The organism is Bergeyella zoohelcum ATCC 43767 (assembly GCF_000301075.1).
In the GTDB taxonomy this organism is placed as follows: Bacteria; Bacteroidota; Bacteroidia; order Flavobacteriales; family Weeksellaceae; genus Bergeyella; species Bergeyella zoohelcum.
This window is the reverse complement of sequence record NZ_JH932293.1, coordinates 1,414,201-1,435,271: the sequence shown is the minus strand read 5'-3', so window position 1 is coordinate 1,435,271 and position 21,071 is coordinate 1,414,201. Positions and strand designations below refer to the sequence as shown.

The 21,071-nt window shown below is 34.8% G+C and carries 27 protein-coding genes; 2 read left to right on the top strand and 25 right to left on the bottom strand.

Features of this window, described 5'->3' with window-relative positions; all coding sequences use genetic code 11:
* Window positions 1-98: 98 nt before the first annotated feature.
* The 25 genes from HMPREF9699_RS06575 to HMPREF9699_RS06455 all read right to left on the bottom strand — a co-directional run bounded on the left by HMPREF9699_RS06575 (window position 99) and on the right by HMPREF9699_RS06455 (window position 18,992).
* Complete coding sequence (locus HMPREF9699_RS06575; protein ID WP_002663446.1) at window positions 99-1,448, bottom strand: hypothetical protein; 1,350 nt, start codon at window positions 1,446-1,448, stop codon at window positions 99-101.
* Window positions 1,429-1,722 carry a hypothetical protein gene (locus HMPREF9699_RS06570; protein ID WP_034985730.1) on the bottom strand — a complete coding sequence of 98 codons (294 nt, stop codon included), beginning with the start codon at window positions 1,720-1,722 and terminating at the stop codon, window positions 1,429-1,431. The genes HMPREF9699_RS06575 and HMPREF9699_RS06570 overlap by 20 nt, the downstream gene beginning before the upstream one ends.
* Before the next feature lie 60 nt (window positions 1,723-1,782).
* Window positions 1,783-2,589 carry a hypothetical protein gene (locus tag HMPREF9699_RS06565; protein ID WP_002663440.1) on the bottom strand — a complete coding sequence of 269 codons (807 nt, stop codon included), beginning with the start codon at window positions 2,587-2,589 and terminating at the stop codon, window positions 1,783-1,785.
* Window positions 2,590-2,652: 63 nt separating this feature from the next.
* A complete protein-coding gene (locus tag HMPREF9699_RS06560; RefSeq protein WP_002663438.1) occupies window positions 2,653-4,731 on the bottom strand; it encodes a coiled-coil domain-containing protein in 2,079 nt (692 codons plus the stop codon).
* Between the two features lie 6 nt (window positions 4,732-4,737).
* A complete protein-coding gene (locus tag HMPREF9699_RS06555; protein WP_002663436.1) occupies window positions 4,738-5,550 on the bottom strand; it encodes a Clp protease/crotonase-like domain-containing protein in 813 nt (270 codons plus the stop codon).
* Between the two features lie 127 nt (window positions 5,551-5,677).
* Entirely contained in the window at window positions 5,678-6,121 is a 444-nt protein-coding gene (locus tag HMPREF9699_RS06550) for a M15 family metallopeptidase (RefSeq protein ID WP_002663434.1), read from the bottom strand.
* 2 nt (window positions 6,122-6,123) lie between these two features.
* A complete protein-coding gene (locus HMPREF9699_RS06545) occupies window positions 6,124-6,681 on the bottom strand; it encodes a hypothetical protein (RefSeq protein WP_002663433.1) in 558 nt (185 codons plus the stop codon).
* The gene (locus HMPREF9699_RS06540; RefSeq protein ID WP_002663432.1) at window positions 6,653-7,129 is read right to left on the bottom strand and encodes a phage holin family protein; all 477 of its coding nucleotides are present in this window, start codon (window positions 7,127-7,129) and stop codon (window positions 6,653-6,655) included. The genes HMPREF9699_RS06545 and HMPREF9699_RS06540 overlap by 29 nt, the downstream gene beginning before the upstream one ends.
* Window positions 7,130-7,131: 2 nt before the next feature.
* Window positions 7,132-7,569: a DUF1353 domain-containing protein gene (locus tag HMPREF9699_RS06535; protein ID WP_002663431.1), complete on the bottom strand. Its 438-nt coding sequence runs from the start codon at window positions 7,567-7,569 to the stop codon at window positions 7,132-7,134.
* Window positions 7,569-8,018: a hypothetical protein gene (locus tag HMPREF9699_RS06530; RefSeq protein WP_002663430.1), complete on the bottom strand. Its 450-nt coding sequence runs from the start codon at window positions 8,016-8,018 to the stop codon at window positions 7,569-7,571. The genes HMPREF9699_RS06535 and HMPREF9699_RS06530 overlap by 1 nt, the downstream gene beginning before the upstream one ends.
* Before the next feature lie 6 nt (window positions 8,019-8,024).
* Window positions 8,025-9,992 (bottom strand): hypothetical protein, encoded by a 1,968-nt coding sequence (locus HMPREF9699_RS06525; protein ID WP_034985724.1) that lies wholly within the window; start codon window positions 9,990-9,992, stop codon window positions 8,025-8,027.
* Window positions 9,993-10,047: 55 nt separating this feature from the next.
* A complete protein-coding gene (locus HMPREF9699_RS06520; protein WP_002663428.1) occupies window positions 10,048-10,590 on the bottom strand; it encodes a hypothetical protein in 543 nt (180 codons plus the stop codon).
* Complete coding sequence (locus HMPREF9699_RS06515; protein WP_002663426.1) at window positions 10,583-10,984, bottom strand: hypothetical protein; 402 nt, start codon at window positions 10,982-10,984, stop codon at window positions 10,583-10,585. Before HMPREF9699_RS06515 ends, HMPREF9699_RS06520 begins: the two co-directional genes overlap by 8 nt.
* 585 nt (window positions 10,985-11,569) lie before the next feature.
* On the bottom strand, window positions 11,570-11,842 hold the full coding sequence (locus HMPREF9699_RS11325) for a hypothetical protein (RefSeq protein ID WP_245946030.1): 273 nt from the start codon (window positions 11,840-11,842) through the stop codon (window positions 11,570-11,572).
* Complete coding sequence (locus HMPREF9699_RS06505) at window positions 11,806-12,219, bottom strand: hypothetical protein (RefSeq protein WP_245946031.1); 414 nt, start codon at window positions 12,217-12,219, stop codon at window positions 11,806-11,808. The genes HMPREF9699_RS11325 and HMPREF9699_RS06505 overlap by 37 nt, the downstream gene beginning before the upstream one ends.
* Window positions 12,212-15,163, bottom strand: coding sequence for a primase-helicase family protein (locus HMPREF9699_RS06500; protein WP_002663420.1), 2,952 nt, complete (start codon window positions 15,161-15,163; stop codon window positions 12,212-12,214). Before HMPREF9699_RS06500 ends, HMPREF9699_RS06505 begins: the two co-directional genes overlap by 8 nt.
* A gap of 87 nt (window positions 15,164-15,250) precedes the next feature.
* On the bottom strand, window positions 15,251-15,499 hold the full coding sequence (locus tag HMPREF9699_RS06495; protein ID WP_002663419.1) for a hypothetical protein: 249 nt from the start codon (window positions 15,497-15,499) through the stop codon (window positions 15,251-15,253).
* A 97-nt stretch (window positions 15,500-15,596) separates the two neighbouring features.
* Window positions 15,597-15,812 carry a hypothetical protein gene (locus HMPREF9699_RS06490; RefSeq protein WP_147292183.1) on the bottom strand — a complete coding sequence of 72 codons (216 nt, stop codon included), beginning with the start codon at window positions 15,810-15,812 and terminating at the stop codon, window positions 15,597-15,599.
* A gap of 84 nt (window positions 15,813-15,896) precedes the next feature.
* Window positions 15,897-16,163, bottom strand: coding sequence for a hypothetical protein (locus tag HMPREF9699_RS10820; protein WP_002663415.1), 267 nt, complete (start codon window positions 16,161-16,163; stop codon window positions 15,897-15,899).
* Window positions 16,150-16,557, bottom strand: coding sequence for a hypothetical protein (locus HMPREF9699_RS06480; protein ID WP_002663414.1), 408 nt, complete (start codon window positions 16,555-16,557; stop codon window positions 16,150-16,152). The genes HMPREF9699_RS10820 and HMPREF9699_RS06480 overlap by 14 nt, the downstream gene beginning before the upstream one ends.
* Window positions 16,554-17,288 (bottom strand): methyltransferase, encoded by a 735-nt coding sequence (locus HMPREF9699_RS06475; protein ID WP_002663413.1) that lies wholly within the window; start codon window positions 17,286-17,288, stop codon window positions 16,554-16,556. Before HMPREF9699_RS06475 ends, HMPREF9699_RS06480 begins: the two co-directional genes overlap by 4 nt.
* 3 nt (window positions 17,289-17,291) lie before the next feature.
* Window positions 17,292-18,134: a tyrosine-type recombinase/integrase gene (locus HMPREF9699_RS06470; RefSeq protein ID WP_002663411.1), complete on the bottom strand. Its 843-nt coding sequence runs from the start codon at window positions 18,132-18,134 to the stop codon at window positions 17,292-17,294.
* Between the two features lie 22 nt (window positions 18,135-18,156).
* The gene (locus HMPREF9699_RS06465) at window positions 18,157-18,333 is read right to left on the bottom strand and encodes a hypothetical protein (RefSeq protein ID WP_174266622.1); all 177 of its coding nucleotides are present in this window, start codon (window positions 18,331-18,333) and stop codon (window positions 18,157-18,159) included.
* A gap of 40 nt (window positions 18,334-18,373) precedes the next feature.
* Entirely contained in the window at window positions 18,374-18,706 is a 333-nt protein-coding gene (locus HMPREF9699_RS06460; protein ID WP_002663409.1) for a hypothetical protein, read from the bottom strand.
* Between the two features lie 40 nt (window positions 18,707-18,746).
* A complete protein-coding gene (locus HMPREF9699_RS06455) occupies window positions 18,747-18,992 on the bottom strand; it encodes a hypothetical protein (protein WP_002663408.1) in 246 nt (81 codons plus the stop codon).
* A 141-nt stretch (window positions 18,993-19,133) separates the two neighbouring features.
* Here HMPREF9699_RS06455 and HMPREF9699_RS06450 point away from each other — a divergent pair, with 141 nt between their 5' ends.
* Entirely contained in the window at window positions 19,134-19,568 is a 435-nt protein-coding gene (locus tag HMPREF9699_RS06450) for a hypothetical protein (protein WP_002663406.1), read from the top strand.
* 363 nt (window positions 19,569-19,931) lie between these two features.
* On the top strand, window positions 19,932-21,047 hold the full coding sequence (locus HMPREF9699_RS06445) for a site-specific integrase (RefSeq protein WP_034985715.1): 1,116 nt from the start codon (window positions 19,932-19,934) through the stop codon (window positions 21,045-21,047).
* The last annotated feature ends 24 nt before the right edge of the window (window positions 21,048-21,071 follow it).

Below are 21,071 nucleotides of genomic sequence, written 5' to 3'. Positions count from 1 at the left end.
AAATTAGTTCAAATAGTTTATAAAAACCATAGCCTGTGCAAAACATCATAAAGATGAAAAGCAGTACAGCTATGAACTTACAGCCTTTTGGAGGATTATTATTTTGCATAGTTTTCAAATTTATTTCTATCGTTTTTACTTAATTCTTCTTGTCTTTTCGGCGTGGTGTGATAAAAGCCCATTTTTAGCCTTTTATTCGGAAAATTAATTCTCAAAGCAGTATTTATCATCTTCATCACTACCATTTCTGGCATATCAATACCAGATTTTAAATAATTATCAAAAGCATAATATTGTTCCGAACCACTATCACTTTTTCCACCATGAGATAAATTCCCCAGTGCAGAATGGATTCCGATGCCTGTAGCTACAGAAGCATCTGCTTTATTCGCAATATCTATTTGAGACTGAACCGTGTCTCTCATTTTTTGGTCTATTACGGTAATCTTCCAGCCCAATTCGGTCAAATTATGACCTTCCACAAACATTACATTTTCTGTATGCCAAAATTTCCCAGCGTTTTCAATTCCAGAAAGTACATTCGTTATTTCTTTTAATAATTTTCTGCGGAATTTTCTGAGCATAGATTCTCTATACTCGATATTTTTATCATCACATTCCCTTTTTAAATCCTCCCTTTTTGCATCCCAAAATTCTTTGGGAGATGTGATATGGTACTTAATGTTAATAGAATTTTTAGAAAGTGCCGCTAAAAATTTAGGTACATTGCTACTCTGAACTATCCAAGGAATAGACCCTAGAATATGGGGAATACTAAAAAAACTTGAACAAAAAGTATAAAGATTTGAGTATTTCACAGAAATACCTGCTTTGAACGGATTTTGTTCATCAAATATTGGGAAAACATTGTACTCCATTGGTTCATCTTCTCTATGGATGATAATATGAGTAGGAGTAAATTTCTTACCTACTACCATTGGTTTACAAGGAGAAATATGTTCTAATCTTGCTATTTTCTGCTGAGAGCCTATACGCCATCCTTTAGTTAAAATGACTTTAGTATAACAACTCTCAATATGAGAAAAATCAGTAACACAACGAGCCAAATAATCTTCATAGTCCCAAGAATCTAACCATGCCTGTACCTCTGAATCATCTTTATAGAACCTTTGAAGTTGTCCATTTTCAAAACGCTCTTCATACAACTTTGGACCTTGTCCCCAATTAAGTTGCGTTTTTTTATTCAAAATACCAGGAGCAATGGAATTGCCATAAACAATGTTCCGAATGATTAAAGGTAACTGGTTATTTTCCCCATAGGGAAAAACATTCCAATCTCCATAACGAGATACAAATGGTTTGGCATCAAATACATCTAGCGGAGACCATGGCTGATGTGTATCTCTCTTGCTATCAATCACCTCATAAGTGAATGAACTATTAGCGTCAGCAACGATGGCATTATTATCATCTATGAACTCTATCATAAGTAATTTTTATTCCATTAAATTTCATTAAAAGAGGCAGCCAAAAATGTCGTCTTTGTCCTGTTTCAGCATTTTCATAAGCGATTAGATTCATAGCGTAACCACTTTGATCTTTCCTATAACCTTGAACGAGAATGGCTTTATCTACACGCTTCCAACCTTCCGAACTTTTTTCACTTCTATTACAGGAGATAAATTCAATACTGAAGGGAATATTTTCTTTTGAAAGCTTTCGCATAGCACGAAGAGCATTGTAGATGTTTATTTTTCTCATGCTACAAAAAAAGGAAAGGCACGATTATTATCGTGCCTCACTATTTAACAAAAAATCAGGTTATCGCCGTGCTACTTCCACCAAGTAAGTTTTTTCAGCAACTACCACGCGGAAATCAATCACTGCTCCTTGTAGTGCTACCCAATCACTTGCTTCCTTTGTCAATATAGATACCGTTCCTGAAGGTTTATTCTTTATTTTATATGGATCATTTCCACCCCCTCCTATAAATGAAACAATAGTATCATGCTGAAAATCTGATGCTGTGATAGCAATATCAGCAGTGGTATTTGCAGAAGCTAATTGAATTATATTTCCATTAGCTTTCTGTAAAGCAATGGAGTTTCCTGATGCCGAAAAAGCAGAAATAAAATCTATGACACCATTATAGAACATTACTCTATCATCATTGAGCATTTCTTGCTCAAAAGTAAGCGTAGTAATGTTACTATCTTTATCATCTTTGGTGGAAGCAGATAACTTCATAGGGTGACATTGGGATCCCATTACTTTGTATTCATCTGTCCCACAACCTCCGTAAAGAATGATAAACCCTTCATTGGCATATTTTTTCAAAAATGCCATTGCTTCTTTCTCCGTTCCAGGATGTTCTCCCACAAATTTTGATTTAGAGCCCATTCCATCAGGATTACCTCCTGCCTCAGAAGTAGCTGCTTGAGTAGAAGAAGTCATATAAATTTTGAAGAAAGACTTCCCTGGCTTAAAAATGAAATTTCCTTCTAATGTAACTCCATCAGCTCCAAGTTTAGGAAATTTCAATACATCTTTATTCAGTACCGCAATGGCTTCCCCGCGTTTCGGAGTAGGCAGTCCTGCATTGTTTTTTGATTTTAATAACTGTCTCATAATAACATTATTTATTTTGAATAAAGCCATTGGCTATTAGCTATCTGCCAATGGCTGCTAAATTTACCCTCTACCTAATTCTGTCCAAATCCCATTTACAAAAACTAAATCGAGATACTTGGCAGCATTATTTAGTACGCACTGACTATCCACCTTTATATTTCCCGCCACATTATTGACAGTAAGTGCATTTGCACCACCATAGATTCTCAATCTATTTCCTTCTACACCTCCATTAATTTTAGTAAGTGTAGTAGCACCACTACCAACAAATGAATGATTATCTGCTTTATAATCTAGAACACTAGAATCAAACTCCATTGTAGTAACCTCTGAATAAGGCTCAGCAGTTCTAGAAACTTCTTTGTAAGTACCATCAGCCACTTTTATCAAAGTTAAATCTCCACCTAGTTTAAGATTAAAATCAGCATTAGAAGCTAATTTAATCTTAGTACTATGCTTTACTTTTACGGCACTACCAAGAGAAATATCTCCACGAATAATTAACAGATCTCCTACATTACCGGATATTTCCCTAATATCTGTAGTAAAATCTACATCTGGTTTTATTCTGTTATGGTTTACCTTTAAAATACCCGTTTTATCATCATAAGATGTTGCGAAAAAATTAGACGAAAACATAGGAACATTATTGGTCCAAATGACCTGTTTAACCAATGCCAATGGATCTCCTTCTACTGTAGCCAATCCAATGTGATTGATACCAATTCCTAATCTGTAGTCTGCAAAAGCATATACATCTCTTAGAAATTTTTCAATAGTGAACAATGATTTTTCTTCTGGCTTATATTCCAAAATTTTGATGTTGTCCATAGTGGTTACCAAAATCAAGTCTGACCCCTCCAAGAATGGAACAGGCACGAATTTAATATTTTGGTAGTCCTTCGGAGTTTCTGGATAACCAGTGTAATCGGTATTTCCACCATAGATTTGCTCGTATCTTCTCTTGTAGTCTAAAACTTTGGAAGGAGCCAATACCATCTGCAACTGCTCGGTATTTCTTACATTTTCTGGCAGCTGCTTAATGAAGTTATCAATGTAATCTACCGCCCCAGCAAAAGACCACGCACCGAGATTGAACGGTCTGTATTTACCCGCAGTTTTTGCATCAAAGATTAATTTCAATAATCCATTCGCTCTGAATAGATAATGAGCAGGTTTGTCTTTTTCTCTATCTTCTGGAGTTTCTACATGCACCCCACGAATTAGCACATCCGCATCTTCTTGTCTTGCTTTCTTCAAGAACTCCATCAATAGGAAAGCAATGAAAGGCATTTTATAGGCTTGATTTCCTACCTTGTTGAATCCATTCAACCAGTTGGTTTCAATCTTTTGCATTTCCCAATAATTGAATTGCAAGTCAATTTGGGTAGGATACACCCTCATTTCTTCAGCTTTGAAAACGATGTCTCCTTTAGGTGCCCATCTCGCTTTTCTTGGCTGAGTAACATTAGCTACGGAAATAGTAGCCGTCATCAGTCTATCCATTACCCCAGTAACACGAGGCCAATGTTCAGGCAATTTAAAATACTCATTAAATAAAGTTTCTATTTTCTCGGGATACTGCCTTACATAATCCAAGAAATCATCATTCATTCTTTGAATCACTGCAGAAGATCCAAAATCCGTAGTAGACCCCTTGGCACCATTTAACGCTGAAGCATTCCATGGTGCAGAGATATCCCACACTTTACCTTCTAAACCAAATAACTGTCCCGCTATAGCAAAAACCTTAGTCATAGTTCCTTCCTTTATTTTTTCTACAATAGCTGAAATTTCCGTTTCAGGCTCATTGCTGAGCTTTGTTACTTTTTCAGATAAATCAGCTTTCTCTTTTACCAATTGCTCTACTTTTTCTTCCAATGCAGTAATAGTGTTTGCCTTTACTTCTGCGTCTTCTTCTTTTTCCGCAAGTGCTGTTTTTACCTCCTGCAATTCTTGCTTTGCTGTTTTCACTTCTGCTAATTCTTCATTAACTTGTGAAATCAAAAGAGAAGCATCTTCTTTTCCAAGGTAGCTTTCCAAAATCTCCATTTGCTCAGCAGATAGCTCCATCTTGCTGTCTCTCATTGTTAAGGTAGATAACCCTAACAATTTCATAATCATTTTTTTAAATTTCATATAAAATTATTTTAATTGTTTAAGTTCAAATAGTGTTAATACTAGATTATATGCTTTATCCATGTCTCCTATACTATCTGCCAACCCTACTTTAATAGCTTCTTTAGCTAAATAAGTTTTACCATGAAGAGCTTCATCTTTTACCTGTGGACGATAAGTTTTAACATCATTCATAAATCTTTGAGATATTATCGAAAGTCTTTTTTCCAACCCTTCATAATTCCCCGCCAAAGCATTAATAACATCTTCATTTTTATCTTGAGATTCTGGAGGTCTGATGATAATGATTTCATCTTTTGGTTTTTGAAAAACTATCATAGCACCAATAGAACCACACTCTGAAGTAAAATCGTTTCCTAACATTATATGATCACTAAGCATAGACGCAATCCAATAATGCAATGAACATGCTCTATCTACTAGAGCGATAACAGGTTTTTTGATTTTTGACTTGATGGATTGAAAGAGGGTAATAGCATCAGCATTTCCACCAGGTCCATCAATGGACAAGATAATCCCCTTTATCTCTGGATTGGCGTTTGCTTTTAAAATTTCATTGGTATAATAATTTGCACCAAAAGAACAAGCCCCTCCGTATTTGGTCATTTCTCCAATCATAGAGACCACTGCTACTTTATCCACTTCAATAACTTCCCCTTTACTGGTTATCTCCTGTTTAGATATATAACTATAGCTTTGTGGTTCAATTTTTTTTACTGAAGCATTTTCTAATATAGCTTTTGCTACTTTCTCATAATGCTGAAGATTAGCTCCCTCTAGCAACCAAGTACCACGAATGATTTCAGATATTAAATTCATAATGCAAAAATCATATTACTTATTGCATCTCCATGCCTCACTATTCGGAAGACATTTGAATAATCAAAAAGACTAACAAAGTTATTTGTCAGTCTTTTTCTTTGATATGAGATTAGCTGAATTTAATCTATGCTAGCTGAAAATGCGGCGGGTCATAAGGCTTTCGCCAATCACCACCCCAAACGATATTAATCCCTAATCTCTTAGCCGTAGCTTTGATATGGTCAGAAATCTCTTTTAATGCTGGAATAACATCATCACCCCGTGTTTGTACTTTGTCATCAATGAATGGGTATAAATCTACAGCATAGCCATAGCCATCTGCCTTAACTTGATGATTAGATTTCCGTTTAACACCATCTGCATAAGTTACTTTGGTCATTTTCCCCGTGTGAGGATTTTTTTTAGTTCGGCCCCAAGAGTAATACTCTTGTTGAGCCTTTGCCGTTCTCACGCCCTCGGTAATGGTAAAATCTACGGGGCTATCTTTAATAGCCTCTTGCATGAGTTTTACCAAATTAGGGTGAACTCCTTTTAAATTATCAAGACTTCTTTTGCTAAATACTGCCATGTTTATTTAATTATATATTTCACAATGATTTTCAAAGCCTCCCAAATAATAATACTGCCGATTACCCAGTAATACCACGGATAGGCTTCTCGTTCGGTCTTTTTCGTTTTGTTCCTTTCTTTTAGAGAGTGGATTTCAGATTTGTAGGCAGATTCTCTTTTCTCTAATTTTTCATTCTCTTCTTTCAAAGCAACAGCCGATGATTTTAAATAATCATTCTCCAAAGTAAGCCGATTTATCTGCACTGATTCTGTAATGCTTTCCTCTGACTCGGATTTCAGCGTACCGTTTTCGTGGTACTCTTTTTTTCTGCTCGTCTTTTGGCGTTGCTTCTGCTGTTGAATTTCTTGTTTGGCTTCGATTTTTTGTTCCAAATAAACCGTATCTCTGACGGTTCTAACACTCTCCCTGACGACATCTCTGTACTCGATTTTCGTTTCAGTCTTTTGTTGCTGCTTTTCGTTTTTCCGAGTGTCGATTTTACGGCTTCCGCAATTTATAAGCAATAGGCAGGAAGCTATAAGCAATAAGCTAATGATTTTCGGTTTTGTTTTTTTCATCTTTTAAATGTGTTAATAAATTATCCATTAAGTCTTGTCGCTCCTTGATTAATTTTATTACTTCTCTGAATGTTTGGTCGCTTCTTCGTCTTACCTTATCTTCAGCTTTCTCCCTAACAGATTTTGCTTCATTGAGCACCAAGCCTAAAGCAACGATGATGGTAAAGAATGGAATTGTAGCTATTTTATTCGGAATGAAGATAGGTGTAACGACATCAAAAACATCGAAAATCACTCCGAATGTCATCAGTGCATAATAATAGGTGGCTTTGTTTACCGTCCTGCGAAATCCCTCAGAGGTAGTGCATTCGCCTAAACTCTTTGCCTTTTTTACGCCGAAGATTAGGTCTATGCCTATTGCTAAACCTACAGCTAACCACGCTATGGAAACGATGAGTAGTGTGAGTAATATTTTGTCGTAATTTTTATCTAAAATGTCTAATATCATGGCTATTTAGGTATTTTTAGTTGCTGAGAGTAGTAGAACCCTCCTATTAATCTAATCACGGCGTGGCTTATCCAGTTAAACGCCCATTTCTTCGGGGCGTGGGCTTTTCGCCATCGTTTCCGCTCGTCATCGGCGAACTTCCGAGCTTTATATATGTTGTACCCAAAGTACTGGAACTGCCCCTGCTTGTCCTCCCAAAGTCGGTCGTGGATTAAATCCCCAATAACCCCCTCGTCCACGGGAGGAAACAGCCAATGTAACCAGCTAGGTACACTTGCACCGTCCCAAATGTAGCCTTTGGGAATATTCAGAATATAGCCGTCAGAGAGCTGTATTTCTAAGTCTTCTAATAATCTACAATGGCGGGGATATTGTTCGGATTTGGGTAACAGTTCAAACCATTTTACTCCTTTGGGTTTATGTAAGTATAATATTTTCATTACTTTAAAATTTCATCAAAAAAACCAACGGCATCATTTTGTGCAATATGAATTGAGAGTAATTTTACCAAGTTAGAAGCATCTGGATTTAAAATTATTTCCGAAAAATAATCAAAACTAGGAGCTTTCATGTATTCATCCTTTTGATCCTCCGTTCTTGTATCTTCTTCATCTTCTGATGGAGGTGTTACATAATTCGGATTAGGGATGGGGTTTCCGCTTAAGTCTCTCATGGTCGTCTTGGTATCGTTATTTACAATCCAATCCTTAATTCTCTTAACAAATAGATGAGAGACATCTTCTCCATTCTCGTTTTCGTGCATAAAATCTGCATCGATAACGATCTGCTCATGCCTACCGTCAATATTAGTTCCATATACCGTAACAAATCTTTTTACTTTTGGGAATAGCTGATTCCCGCTTATTTGTTGCTTTAATAATATTTTCATATAAAATTAATTTTTAATCCAATAGCTTACATCCTTCATGTAGAATTTGGAGAATATTATGGCATTTAAGTTTAATCCGAAAACCATGTATTTCATAGTATTTATATAACCCATTGCCCCCATTTGCAAAATACCATCGTGATAGCTCCTAGTAAAGAGCGTTACGATGTTTCCCTTCTTTATCATATAGAAGTCATTGTTCTTAAAATCTAAAAAATCTTTCGCTATTAATCTCGAATTATTCCTATAATCAAATGAACTTCTGAATCCCCCACTACCAAACCTTGTAAAAACAACATCATTGATTAAATCATGATTAGGTTCTAGATTAACACTTTCTCTGAAACCAAAGAAACTATTTACCCCACCTAACAAATCAGAACCGAAAAGTCTAAACCTAAGTACCCAATCTTTATCCACAGGTAATTCCTTGTTGATAAAGATGTTTATCAACGCGTTGTTCTCTTCGTTATTAGCTTGGTAGTCTAAGTCTCTGAATCCAGCGGGAACCTGCACTGCGTTACCATTGTAAAGCATTTCGCCATTTCTAAATTCAAAATCAGGAATCACAAACGATGACGCCGAAGAAGGAAACTTACTATTAGGGAGCTTCCTTACGACAAACTCGTTCGCCAATACTGGCGTAAATCCAATGCTATCAATACTCTTAACGAAATCCAGCGTATCGGTCAAATCTTGTGGATAGCTCGGGTTGGGTAGCCAGTTTACATTGGCTACATTGGTATTGTGATTAATTGTTATTGAGTTGGGCACCGTGAAATTGGTAATTATCTGAGGCTTATCGCTTTTAGCTATCTTCCCCGTAGCAGGGTTAAATACCAAATATTCGGCATAAGCAGGGTCGTAAGAATTATTACTCAGTTTATTACTTGGTAAGCCCTGCATCAGACTCTCGATTACGGGTTTACCACTGCTGACTGCCTCTTCTCCTAGCTCATTCTGAACTTTCATTTTATTGAAAGATGCGTCCGCAGACTTGTCCTCCAAACCTTTAATCCTCAATTTCGCCCCCGTGACATCAAGCTCACGGATTTGTCCTTGTGGGATTTTTAGATTGGAATTTGCTAAATTCTTACCAATATCTTCCAAGCTGTACCGCACTACATTATAATGAGGTTCGTTCTGCCCTGGCACTGTATTGAGTTCCTCTTCATAGCCTACTAAGAACTGTTGCCCAGCAAGTCCTAAAAGGGAACCTGCTGGCGTAGCATATCTTGTGGGAAAAGCTACTTTAGTTCTAAGTTTTTCTTCTATCTGCTCTTTAGTATAAACATTACCATTATTAATTTGATTTTCAGAATCTATTGTTGCTATATTCTCAGGTAAATTTCCTATTTCTAATATATCTTTTAAAAATATTTTATGCTGCTCAGATATATTGCTACCATCCAGCCTTACATACAAATCATTATATTCTACTCCAGAACTAGTAATATCTTCATCTACAATAATTTTCCCTTGATAAAAAAGCACAGGATTTTCATCTGCAAAATTTTGCTCAAAAGTAAGCTCATAGCCCTTCTTATCATTGTCATCTGTAAATGAACCAGTAAAATAAAGAGGATTATTTACAGAACCATAGATTCTCATAAATTCAGAGTCACATGATTTTATGATAGCAATAAAACCCTGATTGAGATTATTTTTTACAAATTCATTTATTTCTAATTCATCTCCAGGGTAATGACCTGTTATTTTCTTTTTCCAACCTCTAGAATCCACATCCCCTTCTGTTTCACGATAATGTACTTGAGATGTAGGCGTAGTATATAGGATATGAAACCTCCTTCCTGCTTTAATCATTATATCACCAGAAGTGAGAACCCCTCTTTTATCAATGTCAGGCATTGATACGATGTCTTCTCGATATAATAAAAATATTTCTCCCTTCGGAGTTCCTAATCCAGCGTTATTTCTTTGAGGCTTACGAGCATTCAAACGGAAATTACTCATTGACAAATTTTTGTCAAAAATAAAATGAGCACGGAATTTATCGTGCATCACTATTTTACATGAATAAACCCGATAACCTTTCGTGTTTATGTAGTTTGTAAATACCTCCTTTCTTTTGAAAACGATTAAACATATTACGAAGCTGTTTTTCAGAGTAACCATATTCAAGAAGTTCATAATGATCACAGAACTTCTCAATAGCTTCTTTAATCTTTTGATGAGAATTAGAACCTAGACTGTATCCTTTCACAAAAAAATAAAATGATGAACGAAAATTACAATCTAAAAATTTATAAAAAGAATCCAATTCTTCAAAACTCAAATCCACACGAAATTGAGCAGAGTTTTGAAATTCCAATAATTCAGAAGAAAACGCTCTTTTATATCCCACTTTAGTAGAATATAAAGTAAGGGCATAAAATTTTACTTTATAATCTGGTCTGATTTTTCTTGTAAGAAACATGCCTAAAATAGATTTAGGATCCACTTCTATTTCAGTGAAATCCCCTTCATCTTTCATTACGGTAACTCCATTCATTTCTTTTTTAATAAAGGGAATCAAATAACCAGGAACACCTATAGGGCAAATTCTAATCATAATTTAGCGATAATGTACTAAAACTAATAATTGTTTTCTTCTCATCTGATGAAATATCAAAAGAAAAAGGTGCATTCGATTGATAATCATTACCGTAAAATACAAATAAAAATTCTTTTTCTGTGGAAACGACTATCGCTCCCACAGAAAAAATATTATTCAACTCTGAAGGTAATAGTGTACTAGGAACACTATACATAATTTTTTTTTCGAAAAAACTTCCTTGTTTATCTTGTTTTAGTTCTATTGTCATTTTTGCTGTACCTGGAGTACAATAAATAGAATTTACTTTCTGAGCGATATGCAAGATTTCATCATTACTCATATCCTTTTCGAGCAAATCTTTAGAAATAAGTTTTATTTCCTTCAATATATGTGATTGCTTTTTTCTCATAAAACAAATTTACAAAAAAACAAACATAAAACAATGATTAATAATAAAATAAATTATTTACTTAAAGTAAAAAAATTAATATTAAACATCCTGTATTCCTATTCATTATTTTGAGATTCTAATTGTGTGGATTTTATTTGAAAATAAAATCACAGAATTAAAATAAACTCTAAAAACGGGATTTTTTTTGTAAGATTGTAAGGATTGACATAACTATATAATTTTCAATCATTTGTGCATTAATTTTAATTTGTAAGGAAGCCCAAAACGGCAAAAATGATTTTGTAAGGCTGTTTTTCCTTACATTTTTTTTGTAAGACTATCCTATTCCTTACAAAAAGAAAAAAGATTTTGTAATGCTCTAAATCCTTACAAATCCGACACTTTCGGTAATTCCTTACAGTCTTACAATTTTTTTACAATTTTTACGAGGGGAGTGGGGAGCAGGTAGTGGTCCGCTCGGCCGAATGGCTACGGTGTAAAATCTCGTTATAATTTCAGTAAATTAGGACGCTCCCAATCGCTGAGAATGGCATAAAAAAATCCTCCCGAAGCACGGGAGGATATAATGAAATCTCGCGGTTTTTACTTGATTAGTATTTTACCAAAATAGAAAGCGGCTAAACTGCCACACATCGCTCCAAGTGAGTAAATTACCCGTTGTTTCTCACTTCCAAAGGCTACTTTCTTCACATTGTGAGACCATATATAGCTGATTAGGAAACCACAAATCAGCAATCCCATAATGAAATCCTTAGCAATAAAGTAGGTGTTTAGCACCACTAAAAATACCTGGGTAAATCCCGTAAGAAACAATGACTTCATTTTGATATTTGTTTTAATTTTTTCTTTTTCCACTCTTTACGGGTTTTTATATTCTTTATCCCCGCTCTTACCTCTCTTAATATACCAAGCTGCCGGTCTTTTACCCAAACAAAATGCTCACGGCGTGGCCGAATTACCTGCACTTTACCTTCTAATTTCTCTTCCCAGGTTTCTAAGTCTTCTATACGGTTTGGGATGTCCTTATAAACTCTGGTCTGTTTATCCTCTGTAAGCCCTTCCATTTCATAGGTAAAGCCTATTTTTTCTCCCTGTCTGTACAAAATAGTCATCACTTGCCCTGTCTTGAGAATCCAAATACCGACTATGTCAATATTCATCAGGGAGCAATGCAAGGAAAACGCTGGAAACATTTTCCGCATTTCATCTGTTGTTCTGAAAAAATCAGCCATATAGATCGTCGTTTTCTTCGTTATCCTCGTGGGTTTCCTTAGGAATTTCTATATAAAAATGTTCCTCTGTTTTGCCCTCGTGCCAAGCCATAATACGGTGGTTAGACTTGTCCGTTACTCTATCTGCAGGGTTAAAAATGTAGCCCTTCAGCTCACAGAACTGCTGAACCTTCTTCTTGAATGCCGTGGAGGAGATATTTTGCATCGTCTTATTGTAATTCTTCAGATGCTCGTATGCCACCTTACGGCACACCATATTGTCCACATTTTCATTTTGGAAATAATCTTCAGCCCACTCCAGGAATACCACACCAATTTCCGCAATAAGATTGCGTTTACGGATATTGCCTTCAGGTGCTCCTATTTTTTCTGTTACCGAAAGGTAAAACTGCAGACATTGCATCGAGAAATTCAGGAATAAATTCCACTGAGGCATATCCCACTCCGAGAACAGACGATGTTCAAAATCGTGCATTGGGTTTCGCTCGGCAAAACCGTCTATTTCACCGTGATACCAATTGGCAAAAGACATAAATAGCACCCTGCCTTTGGAGGAAGAATCTAAGCCTACGGGAGCGTAATTGGTAGATATGCAGAATTTTGGCGACAAATAAAACGGAATGAGATAAGCATTTTGGTTCTTCGGATTGACATTTAAGTCGCCCGTGATGTCTGTGAATAACTGCTGGAACTGGAAACGCTTATCGGCATCATCAAAGAGAACATAATCCGTTTGTTCCGTGATGCCATCGTACAAGAACTCGCTATCCAATAACCCTTTCTTTCTTGCACCTAAATATTTAGAGTTCATAAATAGTCTGAGTGCCAGGGATGAGAATAGGGATTTCCCTGTGCGGCCGTGCGACTCGTTATCATCCACCACCTCATTGTCCATAATGTAGAGACACCAGGCTTTGGACGGATCTTTGTAGCGATGGAGCATATAGCCGAAGCAAAATACCTTATTGATGAAATGTAACTCCTGCTCGTAGATTTGATCATCAGTAAGCGTATGCTTATCGATAATGAACTTGTTTTCATTCAGATATTCGTCGTACTGATAAGTCTTAACTTCTTTCAGTTCTTCCTTCCAATAGACACGGCTGGCGTTGATAAGATAGTTCATAAAATCGCAGTCCTTGCGGAGAATACTCAGGTCCCAGTTGCCATTGTCGTCTTTTTTAATATTAAAAAACGGCTCTTCTACCGTGAGTTTAGACGAATCGATTTCGCAACGAGTTTGCCTGAAGATGATTTCGTTCAGAATATCTTGCTCCATCACATAGTTACGATACCCCTTATCAATTCTCTCTATTTTGTCTTTGGTCACTTCCCAAATGAATTTATCAAAGAAAAAGTACTGGGATTTAGGCGTGTAATCTGTGAAATCAAATTCTTTGGTTTCCAAATTCACGAGCTTTTTCTCACTCACTGCCTCTGTGCCGATGACCATATTTAACAGTTCATCGGGGAAAAGTCTCAATCCTTTTTCCTTTTGTTTTTTATCTAAAAAAACATTGAAAAAGTCTTTGATTTCTTGTGAATTAACCTCACGAAGTATATGTTTGGTCTGCTGAACAAAGTAGTACCCTTCCTTGCGTTGTGGATCCTTGATTCTGAAAAAACCATTTAGCTTCAGAAAGTTAAATGCGTTTTTATAATTTACTGAATAAGTAGGTGTACCATCTACTATTTTGCCCTCCTTATTTCGCTTGTATTTTACCGTCCAGAACCGTGCAGGTCTTGCCAGTTCCAGCAGTCTTTTGACTTTACGGCGTAGCTCTCTTTGCTCTTTATCGCCAAATTCGGCTTCCGTTTTCATATAGTCCGTGAAATCTTTCATCGGACTGCCACGAAAATCCTTTCTCTTGCCCAATTCAGTAGGCAACCAAGCCGTTTTGACTTCGATATGTTCTAAGGCCAATTTCTTCCCAGCTTCATAACCTGTAGGGTCAAGATCTGGTACATTTACCACTTCTTCGGCATATTTGAACAACATCCCAATTTGACTTTCAGTGATGTCGGCTGTCTCGGAATTAAACCAGACAACTACTTCCCCAGTGGAAGCCATATTGAGTGAATCCCTATCGCCTGAGCAGATAACGATGCGTTCCAGCTTCTTTTCCCGAGGTTCTATAGCGTACCCTTCTTCATCGTATTCTATCTCATTTTGCAAAGCATTGTATATGCTTTTAGCATTTTCCAGTCCGAAAATATGCTGTACTGGTTTTTTGCCTAAATAAGAGAAACGGTACTTCTTATCAGCTGATTTTGGCTTGTAGATTTTGAGCCACTCTCTTTGTGGCTGAGGCTGTTCCACGGAGGGTTTGCCCTCTTGTAAAGATAGTTTAGGCTTTCCGCCGCCCTCGGTTACGATGAATGCAAACACAGGGAAAGTGTCCGATGATTCCACCGTATATACCTTGCACAGCTCACGCTGTACGCTCTCTTCTTTTTTGAGCCAGGAATAAGACTTCAAGGAATAAAGTCCGTATTTCTGGCAAACCTCCTTGGTTACCAATGGGCCAAGAACTTCCAGTTCATAGTCTGTAAATTCTTTAATCTCATAGCAGTAACCGTCTTCATTCAGCTCACCTTGGAACTCGGAAAACTGGCAAAAGGAGATGTTTTTTTGCTTGGTTTTGGAATCATCAAGAATTCCCAACTCTTTGCCTAGCTGGAGCAACGCCTCGAAATAAGTAAGCCCCATTTCCTTGGCGTAAATATGAATTCCATTTCGGCTTTGGCTGTAAAACCCACCTGTATCGCCCCAGTCTTTCACGAAATACACGCCGTCTTTCTTAGAAATATTAGCAGACTCCGTACCCTCTTGACGAATTTTAAAATGCTTGTTCAGCCGAGCCTGTGGCAGAAACCTGGTAATAAGATCCAGCCCTCCGTTGGTCGCTTGAAAAATATTATCTTGATTTATAGGGAAACTCATTAGGCTTATGAAATATTGCGTTAACAAAACCCTGCACTGCACGATGGCAGTGCAGGGAAAAAATAGTAAATATGAAAATGAAATGTGTCATTCAAATATTTTTGAATCTATTTTCATCTGAATTTCATTTAAAATAGAAGACTCCTCGCTGTAGTCTCTATTCATTTTCTTTTTAGATGAAATAATAGTGGTAAACAACTCTTTTAATTTTTGAAGCTCTTCAATGGTGTATTTCTCTTTTTCAATTCCTTGATTGTCGAAAAATATATCACGAGCTTCTCTAATGCAATTATCTATTGTCATTAGATGCTTTAAAAAATCTTTGATTTTTTTCATATTTATTTTTAAAAAAACTACCCCGCATTGCTTTTGATTCTTTTACTTCCTGTTTTCTAACAACGAGGTAGGATTGTTACCTTTGGTAGAGACTCTGTTATTTATTTAATATAGGTTCAGCACAGTAGGGACAATAAGTGTGCATAACCTTTATTTTTTTAGGGCGTTTTAAACCTTCAAGAAGAACTTCAAATTCTTCATATGTAGCAGATACAATGCTATTATTTATTATTGAAAAACTTATTTTGTTAAAATCAATATCCTTGATGATCTTGTCATCTATTTTCTGTTGTTCTAACAATCTTTTTTTCATGTTTTCAATACAGTCACACATTTTTTTATTTTTTTCAAAAAGGTAAATCATCATCTTCTTCAAAACCCTCAGCTTTTACTTCTGTCAACTTTTTTGTTCAATCCCTAAAATATTACTAACAGAACAACCAATATTGTTGTTTATAAAGCCATCATTTACAGCCTTTAGCATTAATGCAGCTTTATCTATTGTTACTCGTTCTGTTTCTATTATTTGTTTAGCAATACCTTCTATAGCTTTAGATTTTTCTATTTCGGATCTCATTTGTTCTTCTGAAATAGTTTCATCATTCAAACGCTCAAGCTGAGCGAACAAATGATTTTTAAGGTCTTCAATTTTATTTCTTGCCATATTTATTTATTTTTCTCTTAATTCTTTGTAATAAAATGTTAGCCTTATATAGTTCAATCATTTTAGGTTCAGAAAGTATATTTTCATAATTATCTCTATTCTTAATCAATGTTCTTACATAACAATCTTTCAGAATGGTCCTATACTTTCTTTTCTTTAGCTTTGATTTTTCAGTTAAAACCTGTTTGTTTCTCTCTCTATAAGCCTTGGCGTATGTCAGCACTTTTTGTTTATTTTTCTGATAATACGCTTTAGCTCGTCTATTAGCCTCAATCCTCATGCAAGATTTGCAATAATTTTGGGGTCTATATTTTTGCCGTTCTTTGGAAAAATATCGGTCAAAAGATTCTATACTTTTGACTTCATTGCAGATAGGACATTTTTTTTGCTTCATTTACCTCTGAAATCTATTTCTATCACTTCGCAAAGAGGAGATACGCCATTCCAGTCATTCAGATAACAAGCTGTATCTATACAGGCATTAATCTCCATTTCAAACCCTGTTTCTTTTAAGAATTTATCCAACTTAGCCACAGGTTTAACCCTTTCATAATGGGTGTTTTGTGAAAACTTAAATGGTGTGCTTTTTTGTGGCACAATGAATGTTCCAAGCTGTGCTACTTGAGAGGCAATATCCATCGTGATAAACTCAAATTCAGAACCTGTGTATCTTTTACAAGTTTTGTTTGAAGCTGTTTTTATTAATCCAAAAGGTGGGTTAGATATAGCTATGTCAAAATCTGATAATTCTAATATTGCTCCATCTGTAATAGAAGCATTTAACCATTCGGCTTCTGGAAGAATCTTCCTTCCAACCCTAACATAATCAGGATTAAGCTCAACGCAGGTAACACTACACTTTTTAAAATGATGAGCGAAAAACGCCAACTTTCCAATCCCTGCACATAAGTCTATAACTTTAGCACCTTCAGGAATACAGCAGTTAGCAAAGTCCATTGCCAATTGCAGGGGCGTAAAAAATGCTCCAGCTATGGAATTAACATTGGTTGCTGCTTCGTGCCAGTGCTCCATTATGAAGTATTTATCGTCTTCAGTAAGCCTTTCTTTCTTCAAAAGAACTTCTGCCTCATTATGAAGTGTTGCTTGTTTCTTGGTGAGTTTCATTGATTACCATTTTATTATTTTGTCAATCAAAGCTCTTTGTTCTTCAGCTGTTTTCCTGAGGTAAATTCTCGTGGTTTCAAGTTTATCATGCCCCATAAGATCTGCCAAAAAAACTATATCATTCAGTTTTTTAAGGAATTCTTTAGCGAACATGTGACGGAACGAGTGAGGATAAACCACCTTGGGGTTTAACCCGTATTTTTTAGCAAAATGTTTGAGCTGTCCTGCAATCCCTCTCGTAGTAATTCGTTCGCCAAATTTATTCTGAAAAACATATCCTCTAATACCGTTCTCTTTAATCCATTTTCTAATTTCTTTACAAAGTGTTTTAGGAAGCCATAGTCTCCTGTACTTGTCGCCCTTAGAGATAACATCTAGATAGCCATCTTCAAAATTTTCAGTTTTCAACTGAATTAATTCTGAAACCCTTGCCCCTGTTGCCCCCAAACACCATATCATAAAGTAGTCTTTCATTTTATTATCTTCCTTAAGTCTGTTTTTAAGGAAATTGTAATCCGAGATGGAAATTACATTCTCTAAAAAAGACTTCTGTTGAACCTTTACAAACTTTACCTTTAACCTTGGGTCAAAGTCCTTGAATATTAAAAAACTATTAATCGCCTGTAATCTAAGATTAACCGTACTTGCTCCTTTATTTTCCGTTAAATAGGCTTTATATGCCATTAAGGTGTTTTTTGTAATAGTTCCAAATTTTTCACAAAATAACTTGACACTATAGAGATAAACCTCAATTGTGTTTTTGCTTTTCTCTTGAGAAGCAAGATATTTTTCAAAAGACTTTAAATCTTCTTCTGTTATAGTATATTTGATGTCTTTTACTTTCATATTTAATACAGTTACACATTTTTCAAAAAGGCAAATCATCATCTTCTTCAAAATCCTCAGCTTTTGCTTCTGTGATTTTTGGCGTATGCTTCTTGAGATTTCCAATGTAGGGGTTCTTTTCCCCTGCTTTTATAAATTCTTCTTTCAGCTGCACTTGGATAGAAGCATCGTTGTCGTAGTCATCGGGCTTGTCATTCACCCAAATATTAATATTGACTAACCTTACGCCACTTTATTTTTTATTTTTCTTCATATATTTTTTTTAATCTTTGGTTTGCTATTTTCCTCAGTAAGAAAATATTTTCTATAAACCCAAAACGGCTCAAATCACTAATAAATTCACAGAATTTTATCAGTTTATCTTCATCATCGATGCTGAGTAACTGTATAGTTAATTCTCCAATGGACACTTTATATCCCATACCTATTCTTATTAAATCAGAAGCCGTAATTATTCCTTCTTTCTTATACTGGAATAGATTTTTTAACAACTTAATAGATTTTATTTCAGATAGATGATTAATATTTTCTATCATCTCCGAAATGTTCAATTTCAAGGGGAGTTTTTCCATATTGAATATATTTTTAAAAAAACCAGACGACCTATAAAATCTATGAGGTAGATTTTATAGAATCATCTGATTCTTGACCAACGATATCTTCTTCATTAAAGCCATTTTCTTTATAAAAATTAATGGCTACAGGCTGCATTAGTGAAAAAGGTTTGGAATTTCCACTTAATGCTCTTTTAGCAGAACGCTCTACGCTATTCTGCTTTATTCCTAAAATTTCTGATAACTTCCGACTAAAGTCAGAGTCAGAAATAATCTTATGTAGGATTTTTTTATCTAATTTCATAATAAAAATTATTTATATTTGTCATTACATTTTGTAATTACATTGTATTATTACAGAGTGACCTGACAAAGTTACAGATTTTTCTGTGAAAACAAAATTTTTACAGAAATTTTTGTGAAAATTTTCTGTAAAAACAATATCATGGAAATAAATCTAAAGAAATTCAAAGCGTTAGTAGAGGATCTTAAGAAGAAAAAAATTGCTACAAAAGGACAGGTTGCTAACGCAATGGGATATAAATCCAACAATAATCTCACTGAAATACTTAGTGGGAGGGTTAAATTACCAGAGGAAAAAGTTCGAATGTTCTGTGAGAAGTATAAAGTAGATATTAATACTTTAACTGAAAATGAAATTACAGAGCGAAAAGATTTTTTTACAGAAAATATTTTAAACGAACCATTATTCAATTATTCTTCAGAAACCACATTAAAAAGAATTGAAAATATAAAAAGTGAATTTACTCTATTATACCAAACTCAAAAAGAAATAGAACAAATAACGGAATCTACTTATAAAATAATGAAACACCAAACAGAAAGATTGAATCATTTAAAACAACTAATCGGGCTATAATGTCTCAATTTTGTCACTCAGTTTTTGACAGTTTCTCATATAAGACTAATTATCAATATATAATGAACAAATAAAAAAGAGTAAAATACTCCTCCCGCGTTCACAGACTGAGTGAGGATTTATATAGTATAAATCCTCATTTGTCTTTTTAAGTTAAAGAATATTAAGGGTTTAGGGTTTAAAAATTTCACCTTTCTAAAATATCTCTTATTGTAGAAATTTGCAATTTTGTCCCAAGTCCTGTCCCATAAATAAAAATGTGGGACAGAAGTCTGCCGGTTATAATTTTTTTTAATCGGTATGGAGCAATTTTACAACTTAAATTTTCAGGAGTTTCATAGTGCTAAATCAAATTTTGCTAGTATGAAACATTCATTTTTCTTGAAGGATTATCAAGATAAAAATGGAAAATCCCAAATTTATCTCAATCTTTACATTCATCAACAAAGGAAAAAGATTCCTTTAAAAATTTTCGTTCATAAAAAATATTGGAATAAGAATAAGCAAGAAGTACATAAATCATTTGAAAATGCTGTGGATTATAATTTACTTCTTCGTGATATAGAAGCAAAAATAAATAAAATTGAAATTCAATTCAGACTGAGCAATCAGATACTTACAGTAGATAAATGTGCGGAATTACTTCAACGACCAGATTTAACAGTGGATTTTATTGCTTTCATGGAGTATGAAATGAGCCTTAAATCAATGGAAGAAAATTCTCTGAAGAATCACAACTCTGTATTAAAAAAACTGAAATCTTATAGACCGAATTTATTATTTGCTGATGTAAATGAGGCATTTATTGCTAAATATAGACGGTACTTAGCAAATCAATTAGGAAACCAAGAAGTTACTATTGATAGTAATATAAAAGTCATTAAACACTACATTAAATTAGCTAAAAAAAGGGGTATTATTCTTAATATTGATATAGAGCAAATAAAAATCAGACAGCATCGTTCTCACAGAACTAACCTTTCTTTATCTGAAGTAGAGATAATGAAAGAGTATTATTTTTCTAAGTTCATTAAAGATAGTCACAAAAAAACATTAGGATATTTTTTATTTAATTGTATGACAGGACTTAGAATCAATGACTTACTAAAAATAAAGAGAGAACAGCTTGATGAAAGCTTTTTTAATTTTTGGAATCAAAAATCTAAAAAACAACAAATATTGATGACCAATGAAACATGTAAACAAATACTTGCATACGATGAAAGCCTTTTTATTGAAAAAATTACACCTAAGACTATCAATGAAACTATTAAAGAAATTGCAGTTTTTTTAGGAATTAAAAAGCATATTACATGTCATGTTGCTAGACACACTTTTGCAACTAATTATTTACGAAAGGGAGGAAAAGTTGAAAATTTACAGATTTTATTAGCACATTCGGACATAAAAACCACCATGATTTATGTCCATATCGTAGAATCTGATACGGTAAAAACAATGACTTTACTAGACGATTAAAACCTCTCAAAGGCAATGATTGCC